At 42.7% G+C, this 21,074-nt stretch carries 26 protein-coding genes, 1 tRNA gene and 2 pseudogenes; 15 read left to right on the top strand and 14 right to left on the bottom strand.

The genetic code is table 11. The features are described from left to right. Positions 1 to 168 precede the first annotated feature (168 nt). Positions 169 to 1,893 carry a sensor histidine kinase gene (locus D1367_RS06505; RefSeq protein ID WP_118164834.1) on the top strand — a complete coding sequence of 575 codons (1,725 nt, stop codon included), beginning with the start codon at positions 169 to 171 and terminating at the stop codon, positions 1,891 to 1,893. A gap of 177 nt (positions 1,894 to 2,070) precedes the next feature. Here D1367_RS06505 and D1367_RS30535 read toward each other — a convergent pair whose 3' ends face one another. The 5 genes from D1367_RS30535 to D1367_RS06480 form a co-directional block, all read right to left on the bottom strand. Further along, positions 2,071 to 2,250 carry a hypothetical protein gene (locus tag D1367_RS30535; RefSeq protein WP_118164831.1) on the bottom strand — a complete coding sequence of 60 codons (180 nt, stop codon included), beginning with the start codon at positions 2,248 to 2,250 and terminating at the stop codon, positions 2,071 to 2,073. A 513-nt stretch (positions 2,251 to 2,763) separates the two neighbouring features. Beyond that, complete coding sequence (locus tag D1367_RS06495) at positions 2,764 to 3,465, bottom strand: carbonic anhydrase (protein ID WP_118164828.1); 702 nt, start codon at positions 3,463 to 3,465, stop codon at positions 2,764 to 2,766. A gap of 27 nt (positions 3,466 to 3,492) precedes the next feature. Continuing rightward, complete coding sequence (locus D1367_RS06490) at positions 3,493 to 3,804, bottom strand: P-II family nitrogen regulator (protein WP_118164823.1); 312 nt, start codon at positions 3,802 to 3,804, stop codon at positions 3,493 to 3,495. 4 nt (positions 3,805 to 3,808) lie between these two features. Next, entirely contained in the window at positions 3,809 to 4,777 is a 969-nt protein-coding gene (locus D1367_RS06485; protein WP_118164819.1) for a sodium-dependent bicarbonate transport family permease, read from the bottom strand. Positions 4,778 to 5,138: 361 nt separating this feature from the next. Next, complete coding sequence (locus D1367_RS06480) at positions 5,139 to 5,369, bottom strand: hypothetical protein (RefSeq protein WP_118164816.1); 231 nt, start codon at positions 5,367 to 5,369, stop codon at positions 5,139 to 5,141. A 157-nt stretch (positions 5,370 to 5,526) separates the two neighbouring features. On the opposite strand from D1367_RS06480, the gene pcrA reads away from it, so the two are divergent. Beyond that, positions 5,527 to 7,851 carry a DNA helicase PcrA gene (gene pcrA / locus D1367_RS06475; RefSeq protein ID WP_118164811.1) on the top strand — a complete coding sequence of 775 codons (2,325 nt, stop codon included), beginning with the start codon at positions 5,527 to 5,529 and terminating at the stop codon, positions 7,849 to 7,851. A gap of 48 nt (positions 7,852 to 7,899) precedes the next feature. Here pcrA and D1367_RS06470 read toward each other — a convergent pair whose 3' ends face one another. Both D1367_RS06470 and D1367_RS06465 read right to left on the bottom strand, forming a co-directional pair. Continuing rightward, the gene (locus D1367_RS06470) at positions 7,900 to 8,193 is read right to left on the bottom strand and encodes an antibiotic biosynthesis monooxygenase family protein (RefSeq protein WP_118164808.1); all 294 of its coding nucleotides are present in this window, start codon (positions 8,191 to 8,193) and stop codon (positions 7,900 to 7,902) included. A gap of 57 nt (positions 8,194 to 8,250) precedes the next feature. Then, complete coding sequence (locus D1367_RS06465; RefSeq protein ID WP_118164803.1) at positions 8,251 to 9,603, bottom strand: MATE family efflux transporter; 1,353 nt, start codon at positions 9,601 to 9,603, stop codon at positions 8,251 to 8,253. Positions 9,604 to 10,013: 410 nt separating this feature from the next. Here D1367_RS06465 and D1367_RS32690 point away from each other — a divergent pair, with 410 nt between their 5' ends. From D1367_RS32690 to D1367_RS06415, 11 genes and pseudogenes are all read left to right on the top strand, one after another. Further along, entirely contained in the window at positions 10,014 to 10,139 is a 126-nt protein-coding gene (locus tag D1367_RS32690; protein WP_267255547.1) for a hypothetical protein, read from the top strand. Between the two features lie 105 nt (positions 10,140 to 10,244). Beyond that, positions 10,245 to 10,490: pseudogene (locus D1367_RS06455) on the top strand (NAD(P)/FAD-dependent oxidoreductase); the annotation flags it as partial. Positions 10,491 to 10,540: 50 nt separating this feature from the next. After that, positions 10,541 to 10,669: a hypothetical protein gene (locus tag D1367_RS32685; protein WP_267255548.1), complete on the top strand. Its 129-nt coding sequence runs from the start codon at positions 10,541 to 10,543 to the stop codon at positions 10,667 to 10,669. Continuing rightward, positions 10,639 to 11,322, top strand: a pseudogene (locus tag D1367_RS06450) (NAD(P)/FAD-dependent oxidoreductase); the annotation flags it as partial. The gene D1367_RS32685 and the pseudogene D1367_RS06450, both read left to right, overlap by 31 nt. 28 nt (positions 11,323 to 11,350) lie before the next feature. Then, the gene (locus tag D1367_RS32075) at positions 11,351 to 11,491 is read left to right on the top strand and encodes a sensor histidine kinase (RefSeq protein WP_118164795.1); all 141 of its coding nucleotides are present in this window, start codon (positions 11,351 to 11,353) and stop codon (positions 11,489 to 11,491) included. 51 nt (positions 11,492 to 11,542) lie between these two features. Then, on the top strand, positions 11,543 to 11,662 hold the full coding sequence (locus tag D1367_RS32070; protein WP_276469598.1) for an ATP-binding protein: 120 nt from the start codon (positions 11,543 to 11,545) through the stop codon (positions 11,660 to 11,662). A gap of 231 nt (positions 11,663 to 11,893) precedes the next feature. Continuing rightward, positions 11,894 to 12,331 (top strand): RrF2 family transcriptional regulator, encoded by a 438-nt coding sequence (locus tag D1367_RS06435; RefSeq protein WP_118164791.1) that lies wholly within the window; start codon positions 11,894 to 11,896, stop codon positions 12,329 to 12,331. A 477-nt stretch (positions 12,332 to 12,808) separates the two neighbouring features. Next, positions 12,809 to 14,047 carry an RNA-guided endonuclease InsQ/TnpB family protein gene (locus D1367_RS06430; RefSeq protein ID WP_118164787.1) on the top strand — a complete coding sequence of 413 codons (1,239 nt, stop codon included), beginning with the start codon at positions 12,809 to 12,811 and terminating at the stop codon, positions 14,045 to 14,047. Between the two features lie 75 nt (positions 14,048 to 14,122). Beyond that, positions 14,123 to 14,515, top strand: a complete 393-nt coding sequence (locus tag D1367_RS06425; protein WP_118164782.1) for an Alr5209 family pentapeptide repeat protein — start codon at positions 14,123 to 14,125, stop codon at positions 14,513 to 14,515. 97 nt (positions 14,516 to 14,612) lie between these two features. Beyond that, positions 14,613 to 15,098, top strand: coding sequence for a DUF2243 domain-containing protein (locus D1367_RS06420; protein WP_118171174.1), 486 nt, complete (start codon positions 14,613 to 14,615; stop codon positions 15,096 to 15,098). Positions 15,099 to 15,252: 154 nt separating this feature from the next. Continuing rightward, positions 15,253 to 15,858: a DUF4129 domain-containing protein gene (locus D1367_RS06415; protein WP_118164777.1), complete on the top strand. Its 606-nt coding sequence runs from the start codon at positions 15,253 to 15,255 to the stop codon at positions 15,856 to 15,858. A gap of 398 nt (positions 15,859 to 16,256) precedes the next feature. Here D1367_RS06415 and D1367_RS06410 read toward each other — a convergent pair whose 3' ends face one another. After that, positions 16,257 to 17,537, bottom strand: a complete 1,281-nt coding sequence (locus D1367_RS06410) for an aspartate aminotransferase family protein (RefSeq protein ID WP_118164774.1) — start codon at positions 17,535 to 17,537, stop codon at positions 16,257 to 16,259. Positions 17,538 to 17,630: 93 nt separating this feature from the next. Then, the gene (locus tag D1367_RS32680; RefSeq protein ID WP_267255549.1) at positions 17,631 to 17,765 is read right to left on the bottom strand and encodes a hypothetical protein; all 135 of its coding nucleotides are present in this window, start codon (positions 17,763 to 17,765) and stop codon (positions 17,631 to 17,633) included. A 101-nt stretch (positions 17,766 to 17,866) separates the two neighbouring features. On the opposite strand from D1367_RS32680, the gene D1367_RS06405 reads away from it, so the two are divergent. Next, a complete protein-coding gene (locus D1367_RS06405; RefSeq protein ID WP_225892330.1) occupies positions 17,867 to 18,178 on the top strand; it encodes a zinc ribbon domain-containing protein in 312 nt (103 codons plus the stop codon). Between the two features lie 195 nt (positions 18,179 to 18,373). On the opposite strand, the gene D1367_RS30530 is transcribed toward D1367_RS06405, so the two are convergent. The 5 genes from D1367_RS30530 to D1367_RS06390 all read right to left on the bottom strand — a co-directional run bounded on the left by D1367_RS30530 (position 18,374) and on the right by D1367_RS06390 (position 20,183). Further along, positions 18,374 to 18,835 (bottom strand): hypothetical protein, encoded by a 462-nt coding sequence (locus D1367_RS30530; RefSeq protein ID WP_194198701.1) that lies wholly within the window; start codon positions 18,833 to 18,835, stop codon positions 18,374 to 18,376. Positions 18,836 to 19,004: 169 nt separating this feature from the next. Continuing rightward, on the bottom strand, positions 19,005 to 19,157 hold the full coding sequence (locus tag D1367_RS30525; RefSeq protein WP_181985085.1) for a hypothetical protein: 153 nt from the start codon (positions 19,155 to 19,157) through the stop codon (positions 19,005 to 19,007). After that, the gene (locus D1367_RS06400) at positions 19,154 to 19,465 is read right to left on the bottom strand and encodes a tyrosine-type recombinase/integrase (RefSeq protein ID WP_118164771.1); all 312 of its coding nucleotides are present in this window, start codon (positions 19,463 to 19,465) and stop codon (positions 19,154 to 19,156) included. The genes D1367_RS30525 and D1367_RS06400 overlap by 4 nt, the downstream gene beginning before the upstream one ends. Next, complete coding sequence (locus D1367_RS06395) at positions 19,458 to 19,748, bottom strand: hypothetical protein (RefSeq protein WP_118164766.1); 291 nt, start codon at positions 19,746 to 19,748, stop codon at positions 19,458 to 19,460. The genes D1367_RS06400 and D1367_RS06395 overlap by 8 nt, the downstream gene beginning before the upstream one ends. A 362-nt stretch (positions 19,749 to 20,110) precedes the next feature. Continuing rightward, positions 20,111 to 20,183 (bottom strand) — tRNA-His (locus D1367_RS06390). Positions 20,184 to 20,305: 122 nt separating this feature from the next. Between D1367_RS06390 and D1367_RS06385 the strand changes: the two genes are divergently transcribed. Next, entirely contained in the window at positions 20,306 to 20,689 is a 384-nt protein-coding gene (locus D1367_RS06385; RefSeq protein WP_118164762.1) for a DUF4359 domain-containing protein, read from the top strand. Positions 20,690 to 21,074: the final 385 nt, after the last annotated feature.

Here is a 21,074-nt window from a genome sequence, read left to right as displayed (position 1 = left end):
TTGCTATCAAAATTACTGATACTATACAACGTGATGTAAATTATATAGTAAGTAATGATTTGCTATTGCTATAAAAGAAGATAATGTAAATGTTAATCACCAATTAAAGTGTTTGCACAAGCTAAACTGATTTGGTGATTTTTGCGGGAAGGCAAGGAGGTTTGAGAAATGCCTACTCAAAAGCCAACCCCTATCGACAGCAGTTCAGAAAGCAAAAAAGTGTCAGCCGAAGAGCCATCGACAGACGAACTCCCGACCATAGAATTTCCCTCACAAGGGAAACTCAAAGCCAGTTCCTGGCGCATCCATCAAAAAATTGGCTATGGGTATTTTGTAGCTATCGGAATCGGCTTTTTTGGCTCACTGACTGGGTTAGTGATCGCCAATTACTACCGGGGAAGGGAAGTTAGGCAATTCAATCAAGCTTATGAACAAGGGCAACTACTGAGTAATTATAAAGATGCAGTAGTCGGGGCACAATTACATAGCTCTAACCTAGTTGCTGTGTTGGAAAATTCACAACAGCTACAAACCAAAAAAGCCAATTTTTTGAAGAATGTTGAAAAAGCCAAGCAACTAGAGTCAAAAATTGGCGGATTTATCGACAGTAAACCTAAAAGACTAGCCGCAACAAGTTCGACTTTACAGATGTTATTGGAGGATTACAAGACTAATTTAAAAGCTTACGTTGACCAAATAGAGGTCGTCTTACAGAAAATTGACTCCCAAAAAGTGCAGCAAGAGCAGATTTCTTCTGCCCGATCGCAGTTATTGATAATTATGCGTGGTGATACAGCCATCCGGCTAGAGCAGCTTTCTCAGAGCTTGACTAACATCCTGCAAACTGCCGAAGAACAAGAGCAAGAAAGGCAAAAAGCCGTTGAGCAGGCAAAAATAGTTGAGCGATTTATCGTGATCATCAGTATGCTGGTTTCGGTGGCGATCGCAGCCATTGTAGCTTGGCGTACCAGTCGAGCGATCGCTGAACCAGTTATCACTGTTACCCAAGTAGCGGAGCAAGTTGCAAGAAAATCTAATTTCGATTTGCGAGCGCCCGTCACCACTGAAGATGAAATTGGCCTACTCGCCAAATCTCTAAATCGTCTGATTGAGCGAGTATCTGAGCGAACAAAAGAACTACAACAAGCTAAAGAATTAGCGGAAGCTGCTAGCAAGGCAAAAAGCGTATTTTTAGCCAATGTCAGCCACGAATTACGCACACCATTAAATGCAGTCATTGGCTTGAGCCAACTTTTAGAAGACGACGCTACCGATCTTGGTTTATCAGCAGACTTTATCACAGACTTAGAAACAATTAACTCTGCTGGTAAGCATCTACTGCACTTGATTAACGAAATCCTCGACTTGTCAAAAATTGAAGCGGGGAAAATGACTCTTTATCCAGAGACATTCGAGATTGCGACGCTGATTCATAACGTTGTCCTCACAGTCAAACCAGCTATAGAAAAAAATGCCAATGTTTTAGAAGTGCATTTTGATGAGCAACTTGGCATGATGTACGCCGATCAAACTAGGATGCGGCAGGTGTTGTTAAACTTACTCAGCAACGCCAGTAAATTCACTACAAACGGCAAAGTGACGCTGACAGTCAAAAGAGAAAAGGATGAATTTCGACTGGAGGCTCCTTTGGGCATGATTACTTTTACTGTTACTGACACAGGCATAGGTATGTCTCAAAGTCAACAGCAGCAGTTATTTCAACCTTTTACACAAGGAGATACCTCGACTACGAAAAAGTATGGAGGTACGGGACTGGGGTTAGCAATTAGCCGCCACTTTTGCCAGATGATGGGTGGTGAGATTATTGTCAAAAGTCAGCCGGGAGTTGGTTCTACTTTCACCATTCGTCTGCCAATGACTGTCCAGGATTAAAGAAGGATGGGGCATAGGGCAATACAGTTCAGTTAAGGATTTGTGGCAATACTGCTCGGATAAGCAGGGGAGGCAGGGGAAGCAGGGGAGGCAGGGGAGGCAGGGGAGGCAAAAACTCAACGCCAGCCTCCATTTCTCCCCCTGCTATTGAACAGCTTGCCTCAACCAAGAAATTCCTTAACCGAGCAGTATTGGGATTTGTGGTACTGATTTTAAACCTGTAGAGACGCGAAATTTCGCGTCTTTACCAAGGTTTTTGGGCTTAACTGAACGGTATTGGGGCATAGGGCAATACGCTTGGGTTAACGCCAAAAACCTTAAACCGCGTAGGTTGGGTTGAGGAACGAAACCCAACATTTACCGAAGTTTTGTTGGGTTGTGCTTTGCTTAACCCAAGCGCATTGGGTTAATAAGTAATCAAGCGGACAAGTCTATTCGTTCAGAACACAAGTCCGTTCGTTCAGAACACAAGTCCGTTCGTTCAGAACACAAGTCCGTTCGTTCAGAACACAAGTCCATTCATTCAGAACACAAGTCCATTCGTTCAGAACACAAGTCCATTCATTCAGAACACAAGTCCATTCGTTCAGAACACAAGTCCATTCGTTCAGAACACAAGTCCATTCGTTCAGAACACAAGTCCATTCTCAACCATTTGTTCTTTAGTCTCGTGTAATTACTGAGCTAACAATTCGATATCGTTATCTCGTTCCCAGTCTCCGACTGGGAATGCCTTCAGGGAGGCTCCCGCCTCCCTGATTTGCGGCAGAGCCGCAATGACCAGCATTTCCAGCCAGAGGCTGGAAACGAGATTTTAAAGGGGTTTTAACTTAAGTTGAATTGTTTAATTCTTGGAAATCCTCTACCAAACTAAGTAATAATATTTACCTTACCTGTATCCAAATCATAACGACCGCCCACGATTTTCAATTTACCCGATCGCACTTGCTCAGTTAAAAGTTGCGATCGCTTCAACTGTTCAATTTGATATTGGACATTTGCCACCACAGCATTTTCAACCGCGTCACCCGGCTGACTCTTGACTTTTTCCACTGCTGGCTTAATTGCCTTCACAAAAGTACTAATATCACCGAGTAACGATTCGTTTTGCACGGCGGCGGTTACAGCCCCGCAACGTTCATGCCCCATCACCATCAATAACGGAGAGCCTAACAAAACAACCGCATATTCAATACTACCGATCGCTTCATGTGTAGCGATATTTCCGGCAATCCGAACATCAAAAATGTCTCCAATGCCTTGATCAAAAACAATTTCTGCGGGGACTCGTGAATCCGCACAACTAAGAATAGTTGCAAATGGATGTTGAGCAATAGCCACTTCTTGCAACCGCAGTGCTGACTGATCGGGGTATTGGGGTTGATGATCAATAAATCGCTGATTCCCCTCCATCAGCTTTTGCAATGCTGCATCGGGACTGAGGGATTCAGGGGAAGTTGAGGGTATTTCGGCAGCTTTAGCCTGTTCTACCCGCCAAAGCAAATCGCTGGCGGATAGCATCATTCCAAACGCCCCAGTCATTCCTAACTTTAAAAAGTCACGACGTTCCATGAAATGCTTCATTGATTTATAACTCTCTTACATCGACGCGACACATCTGACAGAGCGAATTTCCATGACATCGGAAACGTAGCAAGTCCCTCCAAACTTATTAAGGAGTGGTTTGATATTTTCTACAACCGGCTTGAGTTGTTCTGGCATACAAAAGGCGAGGATGTAAACATTATCAAGCATGGTCATGTCTAAATCTTCTGTCGTTCCTCGTAATCCTTTACCAGCAACATTGCGAATTACGGCATGGCTATGTACACCTGACTTGTCTAAACTATCTAAAATTTTGGCAAGTTCAAAGGAGTTGGCGATAATTTCTATCTTTTTAACTACGTGCATATTATTACCTCCAGAATAGGTTAATTCCGTAGAGATATAACGGAATTCCCACAATAATATTGAACGGAAATGTCACTGCTAGAGCGGTAGAAACATACAGACTAGGATTTGCTTCGGGAACAGTCATCCGCATAGCCGCCGGGACAGCGATGTAAGAAGCACTGGCACACAATACAGCGAATAACAGCGAATCTCCGCGAGGCATACCGATAAATTTGGCGATCGCTAACCCAATGCCTGCATTGAGTATAGGAATTAGTATGGCAAATAAAATTAGGAAAACTCCGGTTTTTTGCAAGTCTTTAATTCTTCTAGCAGCCACCAATCCCATGTCAAGTAAAAAGAAGGTGAGAACGCCATAAAATAACCCTTGAGTAAAGGGTTCTAATACTTTCCAACCGTGTTCTCCTGTCAACACACCTATTAATAGACTACCTACTAATAGAAAAACTGAACTATTAAGAAATGCTTCTTGCAAAACTTCCGGCCACGAAAACTCTCGCTTTCCATCGTTAGTGAATATATTCACCAAAATTAGACCAACTATAATCGCTGGAGATTCCATCAGGGCAAGGGCTGCCACCATGTAACCATCAAAAGCAATGCCAAGCTCAGTTAAAAAAGCGCTAGCTGTGATGAAGGTGACAGCACTGATAGAACCGTAGGTTGCAGCGATCGCAGCCGCATCGTAAGTATCCAATTTCCACTTCAGGATAAAAAAGGTGTAAATTGGCACAACACAAGCCATCATCATTGCTGCTGCGAGTGTTAGAACGACTTCCTGAGTTACACCGCTTTTGATTAGTTCTACCCCTCCTTTAAAACCAATGGCAAACAGCAAGTACAACGAAAAGAGTTTGGGCATTGGTGCGGGAATTTCTAAATCAGACTTGACAAAAACAGCAGTCATGCCTAAAAAGAAAAACAGGATTGGCGGATTCAAAATATTGGATACAATTAAGCTGATATCCATATCCACCCCTTTTTGTATTGGTTAAACCTGAAATTAAAGAAATTTTTCATCTTTAAAAACTTAACGGTTGAATCGTGATGTATTGTGTATCGCTACCCCATGTCAATTGGGTACTCAAGGAGTGAATTGTCCTATTTGTGACAATACTTATTGATTAGGTGTTAAACAGCGCTGAGAATAGAAAAAGTGAGAGCTTGCCCAACATTTTTTGATGTTGGATTCCCCGTCGCTGATCTTACGACAGAAAGTGTAGGGAGAACTCGCTATCAACGTATTTAGCGTATAAAAAATTAACGTATTGTAGGGGCAAATCATGAATTGCTCCTACAAAAACCTTGCTTAAATCCCAATATTTTTTGATTTACAACAGTTTTGTAAATCCTGCTTGCTCAAAATGACCAATATCTGTATCAACTGCACAGTTTTTAATCAACTGCCTCAGTTTATCCCAATCTGAGTCTTCTGGCATTGCTGGCTCAGGTGTGCGGTTTTCTTCGACAAACACAATTATCACTGACTGCCCCTCATGCCCTTCAATTGGTTCATTAGGATGAACCACACCGTTTTGGAATGTGCCTTTGACTGACAGCATAGCTTTCTCTTGCTTCTACATAAATCATGATAGAGTACCATTCTGGTTAAGAATATTGCCACACAATCTTTGTTGACCAAGTTTCGTTAGGATATTGTAACCTGGGCAATAGCAACTCTCTATTGATGTGACACCAGGCAATCGCTTTTTCACATCCATGACTACAACCCTCGACTTTCTCAGTCACCTTAACCCCAGCCAACGTCAAGCTGTTGAACATTACTGCGGGCCGTTGCTAGTCGTTGCTGGCGCAGGTTCCGGTAAAACACGGGCGCTGACTTATCGCATTGCCAATCTGATTCTGAAACACCGTGTTGATCCAGAAAATATCCTGGCGGTTACTTTTACCAACAAAGCCGCGCGGGAGATGAAAGACCGGATTCAACGCCTGTTTGCTGAACAACTGGCGATGAAACAACACGGTCAAAAGTTTGATTTGTTGACAGAATACCAACAAACACTACTGCGATCGCAAGTTTACAAAAACACTATCAAAGATTTGTGGTGTGGCACTTTCCACAGTCTATTTTCTCGGATTCTCCGTTTTGATATTGAAAAATACGTAGACGAAAAAGGACGGCGTTGGAATCGTAATTTTTCTATCTTTGATGAATCAGATGTTATCAGTCTGATCAAAGAAATCGTTAATAAAGAGCTAAATTTAGACGATAAAAAATTTGACGCTCGCTCTGTCCGCTACGCTATTAGTAACGCTAAAAACCAAGGTTTATCCGCCCAAGAATTTGAGCAAGAACAACCCAATTATCGCGGACGGGTGATTGCTCAGGTCTATAGTTTATATCAAGATAAGTTAGCACAAAATAACGCTCTCGACTTTGACGATCTGATTCTCGTACCAACTAGATTATTTCAACAAAATGAGCAAGTTTTAGGTTACTGGCATCGCAAGTTTTGCCATATCCTCGTAGATGAATATCAGGATACTAACCGCACTCAGTATCAACTCATCCACTTATTGGTTACTAATGGCGAAACCAGAAAGAGCGAATGGCAATGGCAAAATCGCTCAGTTTTCGTTGTTGGCGATGCCGATCAATCAATTTACAGCTTTCGGATGGCAGATTTCACCATCTTATTAGGATTTCAGGAAGACTTTGGCGACGGTTTAGTAGACGATGACACCCGAACGATGGTTAAGCTGGAAGAAAACTATCGTTCTTGTGAAAACATTCTGCAAGCAGCTAATGAACTGATTGAAAATAACACCCAACGGATTGATAAAATTCTGAAAGCGACGCGGGGGCCGGGTGAGCAAATTACTTGTCACAAAGCCGATGAAGAACTCGCAGAAGCGGCATTTGTGATTAATCAAATTAGCACTTTAAAAAACCAAAATCCAGAGTTAGACTGGGGTAGTTTTGCCATACTTTATCGGACGAATGCCCAATCTCGACCCTTTGAAGAATTGCTGGTGAAATATCAAATTCCTTACACAGTTGTAGGAGGAATGAGATTTTACGATCGCAAAGAAATTAAAGATGTCATTGCGTATTTAAGAGCGATCGCTAACCCAGCTGATACAGTCAGTTTATTACGAGTTATCAATACTCCCCGCCGGGGAGTTGGCAAAACCACTATTGATGCTTTGATGAACGCCTCCCAACAATTAGGGACAACCCTGTGGGAAATCCTCAGCGACGAAACATCAGTTAATACATTAGCTGGAAGGGCGACAAAAGCTGTAAATAACTTTGCCGCAATGATCAGCCGTTGGCAAGCACAAATCGCCACGCTTCCCGTAACTGAGGTTTTGCAAGGAATATTAGAAGATTCTGGTTACGTTCAAGACTTGATGAGTCAAGGCACAGATGAAGCCACAGATCGGGTACAAAACGTCCAGGAACTTTACAACGCCGCGCTGCAATTTCAAGAAGAAAACGAAGAGGTTTCCCTACGAGACTTTTTGAGTAGCGCCGCCCTCAGTTCCGATTTGGATAACTTAAAAGAAGGGCAAACGTCCGTTTCTTTGATGACTTTGCACGCTTCCAAAGGTTTGGAATTTCCCGTAGTATTTCTAGTGGGATTAGAACAAGGTCTATTTCCCGGCTACCGATCGCTGAGTGATCCCGCATCTTTAGAAGAGGAACGCCGCTTGTGTTATGTGGGAATTACTCGCGCCCAAGAAAGGTTGTATTTATCACATGCGCGGGAACGGCGTTTGTATGGTTCTCGTGAACCCGCCATGCGATCGCAATTTCTCGACGAATTACCAGAAGAGCTATTAACTACTAAACGTTTGAGTCGTCAAAGTTATACCAAAAGTGCCTCTACTTCTAATGATAAACAAGACTTAACACAGAATTGGCAAGTAGGCGATAGAGTATTACATAAAACTTTTGGACTTGGTGAAATCACTCATGTTTTCGGAACCGGTAGTAAGATGTCTGTAGCAATTAAATTTGCCAGTTTGGGACAGAAAATTGTTGACCCAAGAGTAGCGCAGTTGCAACGAGTAGAGTGATACAATCGCAGATCCCCGACTTCTTTGAGAAGTCGGGGATCTTGTTTTTCATATTTCAATTTCTTCAAAGTGTTCAACAGTGGGAAATGGCTCATAAAAATGATGTAGAAGTTTTTTCCACTCTTGATACTCAGCAGAATTTCTAAATCCGACAGTATGAGATTCTAAAGTTTCCCATCTGACAAGTAATAAGTATTTACTTTGGACTTCTATACATTTATGCAATTCATGTGATAAATATCCGTCCATTGAGGAAATTAATTTAGAAGCTTTTTTGAAAGTAGTTTCAAAATCTGATTCTAGACCAGGTTTAACATTAAGAATAACTGCCTCAAGAATCATAAAGTTTTGCGGTGATAATTAACCATAATTTTTACCCCTAGTTAATTAAAACTTTGTTTATCCGTGGTTAGTTGTTTTGTTGCTAAACCGCCAAGTCATGATTATTGCAGCGATCGCTAAACCCATAGCCAGTCCCCACCAAAGACCAATAGCTCCATACCCCGACGAGATTCCGAAAGTATAACCAGTCAATAAGCCAACACACCAATAAGCGAAAATACCAATTAACATAGGAATTCGAGTATCTTTTAATCCGCGTAATGCTCCCCCCGCAGTAACTTGCACACCGTCAACTATTTGAAAAATCGCTGCCACTCCCAGCAATTTCACTGCAAGGGCAACTACATCTGCATTGTTTGGATCGTTAATGTCAATATAAAGAGAAATAATCGACTTTGGCACTAACCAAAATGTAATGCCTATTACACCCATAAATAGAGCTGCAATGGCAATACCTACATATCCAGCCAGACGAGTAGCAAGCAGGTCATTCTGTCCAACTAACTGCCCAACACGTACTGTTGTCGCTAGAGAAATGCCTAGTGCAAGCTGGATTGATATCGAAATTGTTTGTAAAGCAATTTGATGGGCAGCCAGGGCACTTGTTCCTAATTGTCCTATTATGAAAGTAACAACGGTGAACAGTCCCCCTTCGACTGCAATCAGCCCCCCAATGGGCAATCCAACCTGAAAAATCTCGCCAATGATCCGGCGATGTTCTAGGGGAAAAGCTTTTTTAGATAAAGGTCGAAAAATATTATAAACTGCAAAGCGAGGCTGATTACATATATAAACTGTCAAAGCAATAAACATACTCCAAAGTGAGAGTGTGCTTGCCCAAGCGATACCAGCTAAACCCAGCGCCGGAAATCCCAGTTTGCCAAACATCAGCACATAGTTAGCTGTGATGTTGAGTAGAGTACCCAAAACCACAGTCACCATCACTAATTTTGGTTGGAATAGAGCAGAAAGAAAGCTTTTAAGTACTGCAAAGCCTAAAGCAGGAATAAAACCAAATGCGATCGCCCTTAAATAAATCTCTGATAGTGCTACTGTCTTAGCATCCTGCCCTAGTAGATGTAGTAAAGCACCTCCATTGTAAAGCAGCAATGTAATTGGTATTCCTAGTACCAGAGATATCCCTAGTCCCAGGCGGACAATTGTGCCAACTTTCTCTCTATTTCCGGCTCCGTATGCTTGGGCAGCTAACGGACTGACAGCAGAAACGATAGCAGTAACAATCAACAGAAAAAAACTAAAGATAGTAACTCCCAAAGCTCCAGATGCAATAGTCTGACTTCCCAACCAGCCCATCATCACCGTATCCACAAAACCAGTTGCAGATTGAGCCAGTTGTGCTGCTGCTAAAGGTACGGCTAAAACGAGACATTTTTTAACTTCAGAAAACATACGCTTATAACCCGATGTGAAGAACAAAGGGTTTTTCCAAAATCTAAACCCATGTTCAGAAGATGCTGCTCCTGTGAACTTGAATCTATCTTAATGGGATTTAGACAAACAAGAGGAGTAAAAAGGGGTATAATTCTTTTTCAGCCTAGCTTTCACCTCAAAGTAAGCTCCCATGAAAGAGACAACTCCCGCCGCCATGCCATATCACAATTGAAGGGAAAGCGAAATATTGCCATCGTCATGAATGCAGCGACTTTTTCACCAGCCACCGATATCGAATATTTTATCACCAATGTTTCTTCATTTTGGGCTTAATTTTCGTTTAAGTCCCGCTAGTTGAACAGTAAATATTTTGACGACAAGTTTTTGAACAAAAGACTAGGCACTGCAATTATTAAGTAACAGTAGTTATGGTAAAACCAGCAATTTTAACCGTAGATGATGATCCAGAAGTCTTACAAGCGGTGTCACGAGACTTGCGGCATCAGTATGGCCCTTCTGAGGGATTGAGTACAGTCTCAATACTTCTCGGTTAAGGGGAAAAGGGGAAGGGGAAAAGGGAAAGAAAAAACCTTTAACCCAACCCCAGTAACCTTTTCCCCAAACCAAATTCTGAGTTCAAAATGCTTAACCGAGTAGTATTAAGTACAGTCTTAATTGAGCGTGAGGCTCCGGGCGGACAAGCAGGCACGAGTTCACGCATTGAGAACTATCTGGGGTTTCCTGTTGGCTTGAGCGGCAGCGATTTAGCCAGGCGGGGAGTCACCCAGGCACGGCGATTTGGGGTAGAAATTCTCACTCCTCAAGTAGTAACCAAAGTTAAGCTGCAAGATCCTTATCGGGTTCTGCAATTAGGGGACAGCAGCGAGATTAGTTGCCATGCACTTTTAGTTGGGGACTTCCAAGTAAAAAAATATTCCATTGCTATTGTTCACTGTTGACCGTTGACGGTTCACGAGTTTTCAGTCAACAGTCAACAGTCAACAGTCAACAGTCAACGACTTTAATGTGGAATAATTTATTTTTTGGAGTTCCCTTGCAACGGGTGTTTCCTACCGTTGGCTAAATGTCCCAGGAGCCGAGAAGCTTACAGGGGCAGGAATTTATTACGGTGCTGCCATGACAGAAGCGATCGCCTGTAGCAATGAAGAGGTTTACTTGGTAGGCGGGGCAAATTCTGCCGGACAGGCAGCAATGCACTTTTCTAAGTATGCCAGCAAAGTGATTATGTTGGTGCGGGGTGAGTCACTTTCATCAAGTATGTCGCAATATTTGATTGACCAAATTGCAGCTACTGCAAATATCAAAGTTTGCAGTAGCTGCAGCGTCGTGGAAGTGAAGGGAGATGAACATCTTGAAGAAATTGTAATTGCCCATGCCAAAACTGGACAAACTGAAACTGTGCTGGCGCGTAGGCGTAGCCCGTCGTAGACATCGCTTTTTATCTTCATCGGTGCTAGCCCCAAAACTGATTGGCTCGATGGTGTTATTCAACGCGATGCTCAGGGGTTCATCCTCACAGGCCCCGACTTAATGCATAATGGCAAATCTCCTCAAGGTTGGCCTTTAGAACGCTCTCCTTTCTTACTAGAATCTAACGTCCCTGGAATATTTGCAGCCGGAGATGTGCGCTTTGGGTCAATTAAGCGGGTAGCATCCGGTGTCGGAGAAGGTTCGATTACTATTCAATTCGTTCACCGCTACCTGAGCAATGTTTAGCTACAAGACAAACTAAGGAGGTTGATTGATGATTGGCATTCCCCCAGATGAAATTAAACACATCTTTGAACCCTTCCATCGCGCTAGTAATGCAAGTAATATCCCAGGAATGGGACTAGTACAAGTCGGCGTAAATACGCCTACCATTTTCAAAGACTGCAAAGGTTGATTTTTTCAGGGTTTGTAATGGTGGGTTTATTTCCGCCATGCTGTACTAGGGATGTCCATCGTCAAGCAGGCTGTAGATTTACATGGCGGCGAAATTTCTGTCGAAAGTGCGATCGGTGCAGGAACTACCTTTACCGTAACTCTGCCATTTTCGAGAAATTTGAATATATAGCGGCTTGCACAGCTTTTAAGTCAATTTGGACTTTAGAAGACTTGATAAAAAATCAATCACTTTTATTTATTGAATTAAAAATAAAATATAATTGCTTCTATGCTAAAAAATCTTTAAACTAAGGTTAGCCGGTCGATAATAAGCTAATTGTAAAGTTTTTGTTAACAGTAGCTTAGGGAAAGCAACTGAAATACTTTGTATATTTAAGCATGAGTTTAAAATATTACGCCTGTGGTAATCTCTAACAAATCAGAATACGCACTTCTAGCCCTGTTAGAGTTGGCAAGCTGCTACTCTAACGGTGAAGCCCTGCAAATTCGGGAGATAGCGGCATTACAAGACATACCAAACCGCTATTTGGAACAACTTCTGGCCACATTAAGGCGTGGAGGTTTAATTAAAAGTATACGCGGAGCCAAAGGTGGCTATGTTCTAGCACGAGATCCCGGAAAGATTACAGTGTTAGATGCTTTTAGCTGCATGGAAGGATCAGATATCGTAGTCTCTAATCCTGAACCGACTCCCAACACGGTAGAAGGTGAGCTAATTCAGGAAGTCTGGCAGGAAGCGCGTCAGGCTGCTAACTCAGTTTTAGAAAAATATACACTGCAAGACCTTTGCGAACGAAGATCAATGCGAAAGCAAAAGGAACTCATGTATTACATTTAGTATTACCAGGTGTCTTCAGGAGAAAGAAGAATGCAATTAGTTGAGAGACATATCATAAAAAAATCACACAAAAATTACCCAGAAATAGACAGGCTTAGGACTTACCCATTGACATAAAAGCAAAAACAACAGGTAGAGCTTTCAAGGCTTCTATCTAGGTTTTTCAATCATATTTTGGCGATGCCTGCGGCGGGCTGCGCCTACGCCAGCAATCAAAAGCAACCTCCAAAAGCCTGGAACAAGGTATTTAGGTTAACACACAAGATGGTTTTTTTGTAAAGTGCGTAAGTCCTAAGGCTATGTTTTTTATCAAATCGCTGTAATACCCCTGCCTCAACGCTTCGTAGTTCGTGGATGTAAAGCGGTCAAAAACGAAACACCTTCTGACCAAAATTGAGCGTAAGCGAAATTAGGGAAGAAGGTAGTTGAGTTTTTGACAATCATGATCTACTATTTATGTAGCAAGAATAGACATAAATGATCGTATTTGAGGCAAAACTTGAAGGACAAAACGAGCAGTATCGAGCGCTTGATGAAGCGATTCGTACTGCTCGTTTTGTGCGTAATAGCTGCCTGAGATACTGGATGGACAATAAGGGCATTGGACGCTATGACCTAAATAAATTTTGCGCTGTACTTGCAGCCAGTATTGAGTTTCCTTGGGTTGACAAGCTGAACTCAATGGCAAGACAAGCCAGTGCTGAAAGGGCGTGGTCTGCAATCGCTCGGTTCTTTGATAACTGCAAAAAAGGTAAACCAGGGAAAAAGGGATTTCCAAAGTTTAAGAAAGAACAAACGCATGGTTCTGTTGAGTACAAAACCTGTGGATGGAAACTTTCTGATGACCGCAGGTATATCACTTTCTCGGATGGATTTAAGGCAGGAACCTTTAAACTCTGGGGAACTCGTGACCTGCATTTCTACCAGCTTAAACAGTTTAAAAGGGTGCGGGTTGTACGTCGTGCAGATGGCTATTATTGCCAATTTTGCATTGACCAAGAGCGAGTTGAAAGACGAGAACCAACAGGAAAAACTATTGGTATTGATGTTGGACTGAACCATTTCTACACCGATAGTAACGGAGAGACAGTCCCCAATCCTAGACATCTTCGCAAGAGTGAGAAGTCTTTGAGGCGGTTGCAACGCCGGATGTCTAAGACTAAAAAAGGTTCTCAAAACAGAATTAAGTTTAGAAATAAACTTGCACGGAAACACCTCAAAGTAAGTCGCCAGCGTAAAGACTTTGCCGTTAAGACAGCAAGGTGCGTGGTGAGGTCTAACGACCTTGTGGCGTATGAAGATTTGATGGTGCGGAATATGGTGAAAAATCACCCCTTGGCTAAGTCTATTAGTGATGCTTCGTGGTCGTTGTTTCGTGATTGGGTTGAGTATTTCGGTAAGGTGTTTGGTGTGGTCACGGTTGCCGTTCCACCTCACTACACCAGTCAGAATTGCTCTAACTGTGGCGAGGTTGTCAAAAAGACGTTCTTAACCAGAACTCATGTTTGTCCTCATTGTGGGCATACCCAAGACAGGGATTGGAACGCAGCGCGGAACATATTAGAAAAAGGATTGAGTACGGCGGGTCACGTCGGAACTAACGCCTCTGGAGAGACTGACCAATACTTGAGTGAGGAAACTCCTTCAAGCAAGTCAACTCGTGGAAAGAGGAAACCCAGAGAGCGATCTTTGGAATCCCCACCCTCAACGAAGTAGGGTGGGGAGGATGTCAATTAGATATTTGTCTATATAATTAGCAACTATAAAAGTAACAATCTGTGAGGCTGTTATATGCCTGAAGTCAATTCTCAACAGCCCATAAATAGTGCCACTACTCTTGTGGAGAGTTATGCAGCAGGAAAACGGGACTTTAGTAAAGCAGAACTGGGTAATGCTGATTTACAAGGCATTAACTTGAAAGGTTCTGATCTTAGTTATGCTGACTTGAGTGAAGCTAACCTGAGTGGCGCAAATTTGAGGGGAACTGATCTGAGTTTTGCCGATCTGGGTCAAGCTAATCTGAAGGATGCCGATTTGAGGGGAGCATTATTGATGTCAGCGAATCTTCGCCAAGCCGATCTCAAAAGAGCGAATTTAGAAAAAGCAGACTACGATCGCAGCACTCATTTTCCTCAAGATTTCGACCCAGTGAAAGCGGGTATGCAGATTAAATCTGAAAATTAATTAAATAAAGTTCACTGATCGTACTTGCCTCAAGATAGAGATATTTCTCCCAAAAGAGTTATATTTTGGTGAATAAAGCCTATCTATGAGGTTGACAATGGAGGCGAAAAGTGAAACCCTCAACCGACGCGCACCAATAATTACTGCTGGAATTTTCCTTGGTGTAGGTATTGGAGGGTTTATAGATGGAATTTTACTGCATCAGATCCTCCAGTGGCATCACATGCTCAGTAATATTCGACCTCTGACAAACATGGCGAATATAGATTTGAACATGGTATGGGATGGGTTTTTTCATACCTTTAATTGGGTATTCACCGTGGTAGGAGTTGTCTTGCTATGGCGTGCCGGAGGGCGTGAAGATGTTCCTTGGTCATCACAGACCTTTATTGGGTCAATATTGATTGGTACTGGGTTGTTCGACTTCGTTGAAGGTTTAATTGACCATCAAATTCTCGGTATCCATCATGTAAAACCAGGCCCAAATGAGTTAACTTGGGATCTAGGATTTCTTGCATTCGGTGTGCTACTTATTGTCATCGGCTGGATAATGATAAAAAAGTCAAGAGTCAAGAGCCATTAGTCATTAGTCATTAGTCATTGGGCATTGGGCATGGGGCATTGGGCATTGGGCAATATCATAGTTATTCTTCCCCTGCCTCCCCTGCCTCCCCTGCTCCCCCTGCTCCCCCACTCCCCACTCCCCACTCCCCACTCCCCACTCCCCACTCCCCCCTATGACAGATACTTTTGAAAAAACTAGCTGGAGTTGGCAGCTTTCTCAATTTCAACAACAAGTGGGAGAATGGTGGGAATACCAGTTTTACCGCTTTGAACGTGCAATACCCGAATTGCCTAGTGGATGGTCGATTAGCCCAAGGCTTGCTGAATTCCTGAAATTCCTGTTTTGGCTGGTAGTAGGTTTATTTATCGCTTGGGTGGGTTGGCGATTATGGCGAGAATTTAGTCCTTATATATATTCTTGGCTGAATAGAAGTGGCAATATCACTGATTTTCGTGTAAAAGCTCCCTCTAGTGAGGCATCCACTGCCCTTTTGTTGGAGCGATCGCAACAATTTTACCGTCAAGGTAACTACCGTGAAGCTTGCCGTTGTCTCTATTTAGCTATGTTACAGCAGTTACATCAAAACGCACTCGCACCCCACAAACTCAGCCGCACTGATGGAGAATATCTGCAATTGCTGCGATCGTCTGTGACTCCCATACAGCCTTATGAAACTTTAATTACCACTCATGAGCAATTATGTTTTGGTAATGCCGAGATTTTGCCAGACAATTATGAACAGTGTCGGCAAGCCTATCGAGAAATTTCCCCAGATTGAAGAGAACGCTGTGATAGTGATAAGTAGAGCGGCGTAAATAATTTGCATGTTCGTAATGTACCCCTGCGGGGAAGCAAGCTACGCGCAGCGTCTCGAAGAGAGGACTTTAGTCCTCAAATAAGGACTAAAGTCCCCACTACGAACTAATTTCAATATTTTTTACATTACTTAACTTAGTTTGATTTATTCTCGCCTACTTATTTACACCACCGCAAGTCAAAAGTCAAAATGCTTTAATTTTGGGCTTTCTGGATGTAATGAAATGGTAGATTTATTTTCGCCGATCTCTACTCAACACATAAATAGAGCAAAAAATCAATACTTTTATTGAAAATTAATCTAAAAATCAGAAAAAGCGAGAGATAGGCACAAAGACTTATCCTCGCTTTTTGATTACCTTAAGCTGTGAGAGTTGCGATCGCCTTATCTACAGCTTCTAAAGCAGTGTTTACTTCTGCTTCTGTGACAATTAGCGGTGGCACAAATCGGACTACTTTTGGCCCGGCTGGTACAAGTAATACACCTTCCTTGATGGCAGCATTGACGATATCTGCTGCGGTTAATTGAATATCGGCTCGCAACTCCAAACCGTTGATTAAACCCCAACCCCGGATTTCGCCAACCTGCTGAGGATATTTCGCTGCGATCGCCTTCAATCCAGATCGCAATTGTTCACCCCTGTCTTGCACATTCTGCAAAATATTTTCCCGTTCCAATGTCTGGCAAACACTGAGTGCTACACCACACACAAAAGGATTTCCACCAAAGGTGCTGGCGTGTTCCCCTGGTTGAAAAACATCACAGAATTTCTTGCTCATCATTGCACCAATGGGGATACCGCCACCTAAGCCTTTGGCACTGGCGAAAATATCTGGTTCAACGCCGAGATGTTCGTAAGCCCATAATTTGCCACTGCGCCCCATACCAACTTGCACTTCATCAAAAATCAATAAAATGCCAGTTTCGTCGCAAATTTGCCGAAGCTTTTTGAAATAGGCAACATCTCCCGGACGCACACCGCCTTCTCCCTGCAATGGCTCAATCAGAATTGCCGCTACCCGATAATCGCCTTCATCCAACTCGCTAATCGCCACTTCCACAGCGTTAATATCGTTGTAATTTACGTAGTGGAAACCAGGTACTAAGGGATCAAAATATTTTTGATACTTCGCTTGTCCCGTAGCGGTAATTGTTGCCAAAGTCCGTCCGTGGAAGCTGGCATTGGCGGTTAAAATAATCGGTTTGTCAATTTCTAATACTGTGTGAGCATATTTACGCGCCAGTTTAATTGCGGCTTCGTTAGCTTCAGCACCAGAATTGCAGAAAAATACGCGATCGGCACAGGAATGATCAACGAGCCATTTTGCCAATTCACCTTGCTCAGGAATGTAGTACAAATTAGAGACATGGTGCAGCTTCTGGATTTGGCGTGTCACCGCTTCTACCATAACTGGGTGGGCGTGTCCCAAAGTACAAGTAGCAATTCCCGCCACAAAGTCCAGATATTCCCGCCCCTGCGTATCCCAAACCCGGCATCCAGCACCCCGGTCTAGGGCTAAGGGAAACCGGCCGTAGGTAGACATGACAGCTTCATTAAAGCTATCTGTATCAAAGAGACTAGATGCTGACCCTGAATCTGGCGGGATGGTGGCTTGGTCAACGAGAGTTTGTAGGCTCACTACCGCTCCTCCTGAAAGTTTTTCATTATATAGTTATTTACTAGTTTCCTAGAAATCCCTAAAAAATACTTTTTATTTAGCACAACTTGTACTTCACTCTAACAATTTATTGTGGACTTGAATCAGTTCTCTAAACAGTAACCTTGCTCCTTTGGCTGCAATCCGATTTCTAACCAGCTTTACCGGACGACCCGCCAATTTTTCAGGGTCTAACTGTTCACCAGACACCTCGCCCCGTGGAAGCCCCCGGATTCATCCGTGGGGGCAAGGGGTAGGCGAATTTAAACGCCTTTCAAAAAATATTCTTCACATGTGATACAATTGATTGTATGGAACAAGTGCTGACATTGGTTTGCAAGCTTAACCCTACATCTGAACAAATTGTCAAAATAGAGGCGACATTGAAGGCCTACACTAGCCTTACCTGCCACCAATGTTTGCACATTGGATTGAGGTCTGATAAACGTTTCAAATGTGGTAATTGTGGTTGGCATGGTGACGCTGATTTGAATGGTGCGAAAGTGATTTCTTTATTGGGGCAATCTGTAAGTTTGCCCGGAGGTTCGAGATGTCTATGTTGTTCTCTCAATATAGATAGCTCAGGGCTACTACAAAGCCCCGCCCTAAAGGGCTGGGGTTAACTTACCCAAGATTTTACCAATATCATTTTTGAGACGCGACGATCGCGGTTCGATTCTCGTAAAAACCCACTGCCACAAAGACTTGCGACACAAATCAGATCCGCCTACAACTTTGGCTTTACGGCAATACGTTTTGCATCAGCGCTCAATTTCAAAAACGGACATTCGTAATAAAATTGACGTGGGTCTTCGGGCTTATCCGTGAGCAGACAAACCGAAACCGAGGACTAGTTCACGCAGTTCTTTTTTCCGTTGTCTGATTTCTTGCTCGAACTTTATCGCTGCATCCTCCCTAATTTTTCGCTCTACCATCTCCATGACGCGGGAAATTGACTCTTCTACGTCGTCCCCTTCAAAGACTTCTTCAGACAGTTCTAGACGCTTGGATTCGTAATTCCCCAGATTTAGTACCCGTTGGTAAGTAATGTTTTTAATTGCCATGATTATGTGATATTTTTTACTTGTCCACTGAAGTGTGGGAATCGATAAAGCGATCGCGTTCCTCCCAAAAGCGCGATCGCAATTTGGTTTTATCCCCCGAACTGCCTCCTCAGTCGCTCTAACTGGTAAGTGTCGTTTCTGTTTCGAGTTTTTGGGCTTATCTTCGGTCTTTGGTGCTGCTTTATTGCCGTTATAGGTGGTTTCTAGTGTTTCCATAGTCATTGCATAAGGGTATGATGCACGGTGTTAGTCTGTGCATAAGGCGGTTATAGTCCGTGCATAGCGGGGTTTAAGTGCCACTATGCACGGGCTTTAATACTGCGATCGCACAATCCAATTGAGTTTTATCAGGCGAGTCTAGCAATGCCTTGCATAATGTGATTTGTCACAGATCGGGGTAAATTTGGTCAACCTCATCCCACGCCTGAGAAGCAAGATTCTCCAATGCCATAGCCAAATACAGGGGATGGTCATATTCCCCCCGTTGCAAGCGCTCGAAGAATATCTCAATTTGCAGGAATAGGAGTTTGGCGTTCATAGAGCGTTGATAGCTCCCTTGACGCGATCGCTGTCAATTTCCATATACCGTTCTAGAGATTTGAAATCTTGGTGTCCGGTAATCTGCTTGATTGTGTACAAATCCGTTCCGTTGCGGTGCAGCTTAGTTATAAAAGTCCGGCGGGTGCTGTGGGTGCTGATACCCTTAACCACTAAACCGGCTCTATCAACAGCTTTACGTAAAATCGCGTCAGCCCAACGGCTAGTAATTGGTTCATCCCCTTCACGGTTAGGGAACAGCCACAGAGAATTAGTAAGAGCAATGTAACTCAGCAGTGATTCAGCCAATCGCTACTCCTGAACCTTTGCGCCGATAGGCTTCGAGCGCTGTTTTGCTGTTATGAAGCATTTCGGCTTCAGTAAGAGGTTGAAAATTTAATGCTGCGTCTATCTCACCGGACTCAAATGATTCTTCTGTGGTTTGAGTAGCTTGATTTGTTAGTAAGCGCTCAAAATCTTCTAAGGAAGCAGATGTATCAGTGAGCCATGTTAACAGGAGAGTTTTCACCTGTTCTCCGGGTAATGTTTCAATATGCTCTAAAATTTGCTGCCTAATATTGCTTGCTGTCATAAGCGTTTAATTGTGTAGTAGCTCAAGTAAGAATTCAGCAGCCAGGAGTCAGAATTCAGAATTTATAAGGAGTTTAGTATGATTGGAATATTCATTTAGGGAACTCCAAAAAATAAATTATTCCACTTAAAGTCGTTGACTGATGACTGTTGACTGTTGACTGAAAACTCGTGAACCGTCAACGGTCAACAGTGAACAATAGCAATGGAATATTTTTTTACTTGGAAGTCCCTTATCAAATCTTCGTCTTGATTTTTTAGTCGAATGTATATGGCAGATCCTTGCTAAAGTAATGGTTATGAACCTTCAAAACCACCACCCATCTTATATAGGAACTTATGGATCGCTATTAAATTATGTAGGGCGAACGATGGGAATTGAACCCACGAATGGTGGTACCACAAACCACTGCCTTAACCACTTGGCTACGCTCGCCATTCAACAATTTGAATTATAGCAATAATTTGCCAAGCGATCAAGAGTTTTTATTCAAGGAACGGACTCAGTTGATTTAGAGTCTCTGGAATCTAAGCAATTATAATGAATTTTTGGCAAATATGAAACCCTTAACGATCATTGCATATACTGGAGCAGCAGCAGGACTCGCCGCCTTGGGTGTGGCAATGGCGAAGACTAATCCCAGTCAGGTTGAGTATGAAGAATATGCAGTGCAACGGCTGACAGAATACTTAAAAAGCGATGTATGCAAAAAAACTACCAATATTATAGAAAATTTAATTCATTTTAATTGTGATAAGTTAGTTGACTCGGCTAACCCGCAAATCCAAGAAATTATTGCCAGGACTACAGAAAGACAAAATTATCTTATTTTTAGCATTTACCGTACAGATTTAAAGATCAACTCTTGGATACCTTCTTACAAATTTGAGACGGTGGGAGCTTTCGATCAATTTTATACTTACACTGCTGAAAAACAATAAGGCAGACGGTGGGAAGAAAATATGGCAGTCGTTGAGAATATTTTTAAATACAGATTCCTCAAAAAACCCTAGTATCGCTTGGCAAAAGTCAAAAGTCACGCATGTTTGAATTTTGAGCTTTCTGGCGTTTAAGCCACACACTAGAAACTTCTCTTTTAGGCAAAGTAGTAAGCTGACGCGCATCTAAATTTGATAATTTAGGGCTTGAAACCGTTTGCTGCTTTAGATTGCCCTGTAAAACTAGATGACGAACAGCTTACAACTTTTCCCCAGGTGACACCAACCCTCATATAGGACTCCTATTTGATTCTTGAAAAAACTTGCCCTCAACTCGAAAGGGCTGATTTCCTATTCTCCAGTACAGAGGCGATTAATCGCGTTTTTC

Origin of the sequence: Nostoc sphaeroides (assembly GCF_003443655.1) — a bacterium.
Taxonomy (GTDB): Bacteria; Cyanobacteriota; Cyanobacteriia; order Cyanobacteriales; family Nostocaceae; genus Nostoc; species Nostoc sphaeroides.
Note: the sequence above shows the minus strand (reverse complement) of the source record. Positions and strands in the feature narration are given on the sequence as shown.

Bases quoted from the DNA above. Each gene is read 5' to 3' on its own strand.
- D1367_RS06485 (WP_118164819.1), bottom strand. From the start codon at position 4,777: ATGGATATCAGCTTAATTGTATCCAATATTTTGAATCCGCCAATCCTG.
- D1367_RS30530 (WP_194198701.1), bottom strand. From the start codon at position 18,835: ATGGAAACACTAGAAACCACCTATAACGGCAATAAAGCAGCACCAAAG.
- D1367_RS06415 (WP_118164777.1), top strand. From the start codon at position 15,253: ATGACAGATACTTTTGAAAAAACTAGCTGGAGTTGGCAGCTTTCTCAA.
- D1367_RS06420 (WP_118171174.1), top strand. From the start codon at position 14,613: ATGGAGGCGAAAAGTGAAACCCTCAACCGACGCGCACCAATAATTACT.
- D1367_RS06480 (WP_118164816.1), bottom strand. From the start codon at position 5,369: ATGCTGTCAGTCAAAGGCACATTCCAAAACGGTGTGGTTCATCCTAAT.
- D1367_RS06465 (WP_118164803.1), bottom strand. From the start codon at position 9,603: ATGTTTTCTGAAGTTAAAAAATGTCTCGTTTTAGCCGTACCTTTAGCA.
- D1367_RS06395 (WP_118164766.1), bottom strand. From the start codon at position 19,748: ATGACAGCAAGCAATATTAGGCAGCAAATTTTAGAGCATATTGAAACA.
- D1367_RS30535 (WP_118164831.1), bottom strand. From the start codon at position 2,250: ATGTTGGGTTTCGTTCCTCAACCCAACCTACGCGGTTTAAGGTTTTTG.
- pcrA (WP_118164811.1), top strand. From the start codon at position 5,527: ATGACTACAACCCTCGACTTTCTCAGTCACCTTAACCCCAGCCAACGT.
- D1367_RS06505 (WP_118164834.1), top strand. From the start codon at position 169: ATGCCTACTCAAAAGCCAACCCCTATCGACAGCAGTTCAGAAAGCAAA.
- D1367_RS06430 (WP_118164787.1), top strand. From the start codon at position 12,809: ATGATCGTATTTGAGGCAAAACTTGAAGGACAAAACGAGCAGTATCGA.
- D1367_RS06495 (WP_118164828.1), bottom strand. From the start codon at position 3,465: ATGGAACGTCGTGACTTTTTAAAGTTAGGAATGACTGGGGCGTTTGGA.
- D1367_RS06385 (WP_118164762.1), top strand. From the start codon at position 20,306: ATGAAACCCTTAACGATCATTGCATATACTGGAGCAGCAGCAGGACTC.
- D1367_RS06470 (WP_118164808.1), bottom strand. From the start codon at position 8,193: ATGATTCTTGAGGCAGTTATTCTTAATGTTAAACCTGGTCTAGAATCA.
- D1367_RS06405 (WP_225892330.1), top strand. From the start codon at position 17,867: ATGGAACAAGTGCTGACATTGGTTTGCAAGCTTAACCCTACATCTGAA.
- D1367_RS32075 (WP_118164795.1), top strand. From the start codon at position 11,351: ATGATTGGCATTCCCCCAGATGAAATTAAACACATCTTTGAACCCTTC.
- D1367_RS30525 (WP_181985085.1), bottom strand. From the start codon at position 19,157: ATGAACGCCAAACTCCTATTCCTGCAAATTGAGATATTCTTCGAGCGC.
- D1367_RS32070 (WP_276469598.1), top strand. From the start codon at position 11,543: ATGTCCATCGTCAAGCAGGCTGTAGATTTACATGGCGGCGAAATTTCT.
- D1367_RS06490 (WP_118164823.1), bottom strand. From the start codon at position 3,804: ATGCACGTAGTTAAAAAGATAGAAATTATCGCCAACTCCTTTGAACTT.
- D1367_RS06425 (WP_118164782.1), top strand. From the start codon at position 14,123: ATGCCTGAAGTCAATTCTCAACAGCCCATAAATAGTGCCACTACTCTT.
- D1367_RS32690 (WP_267255547.1), top strand. From the start codon at position 10,014: ATGGTAAAACCAGCAATTTTAACCGTAGATGATGATCCAGAAGTCTTA.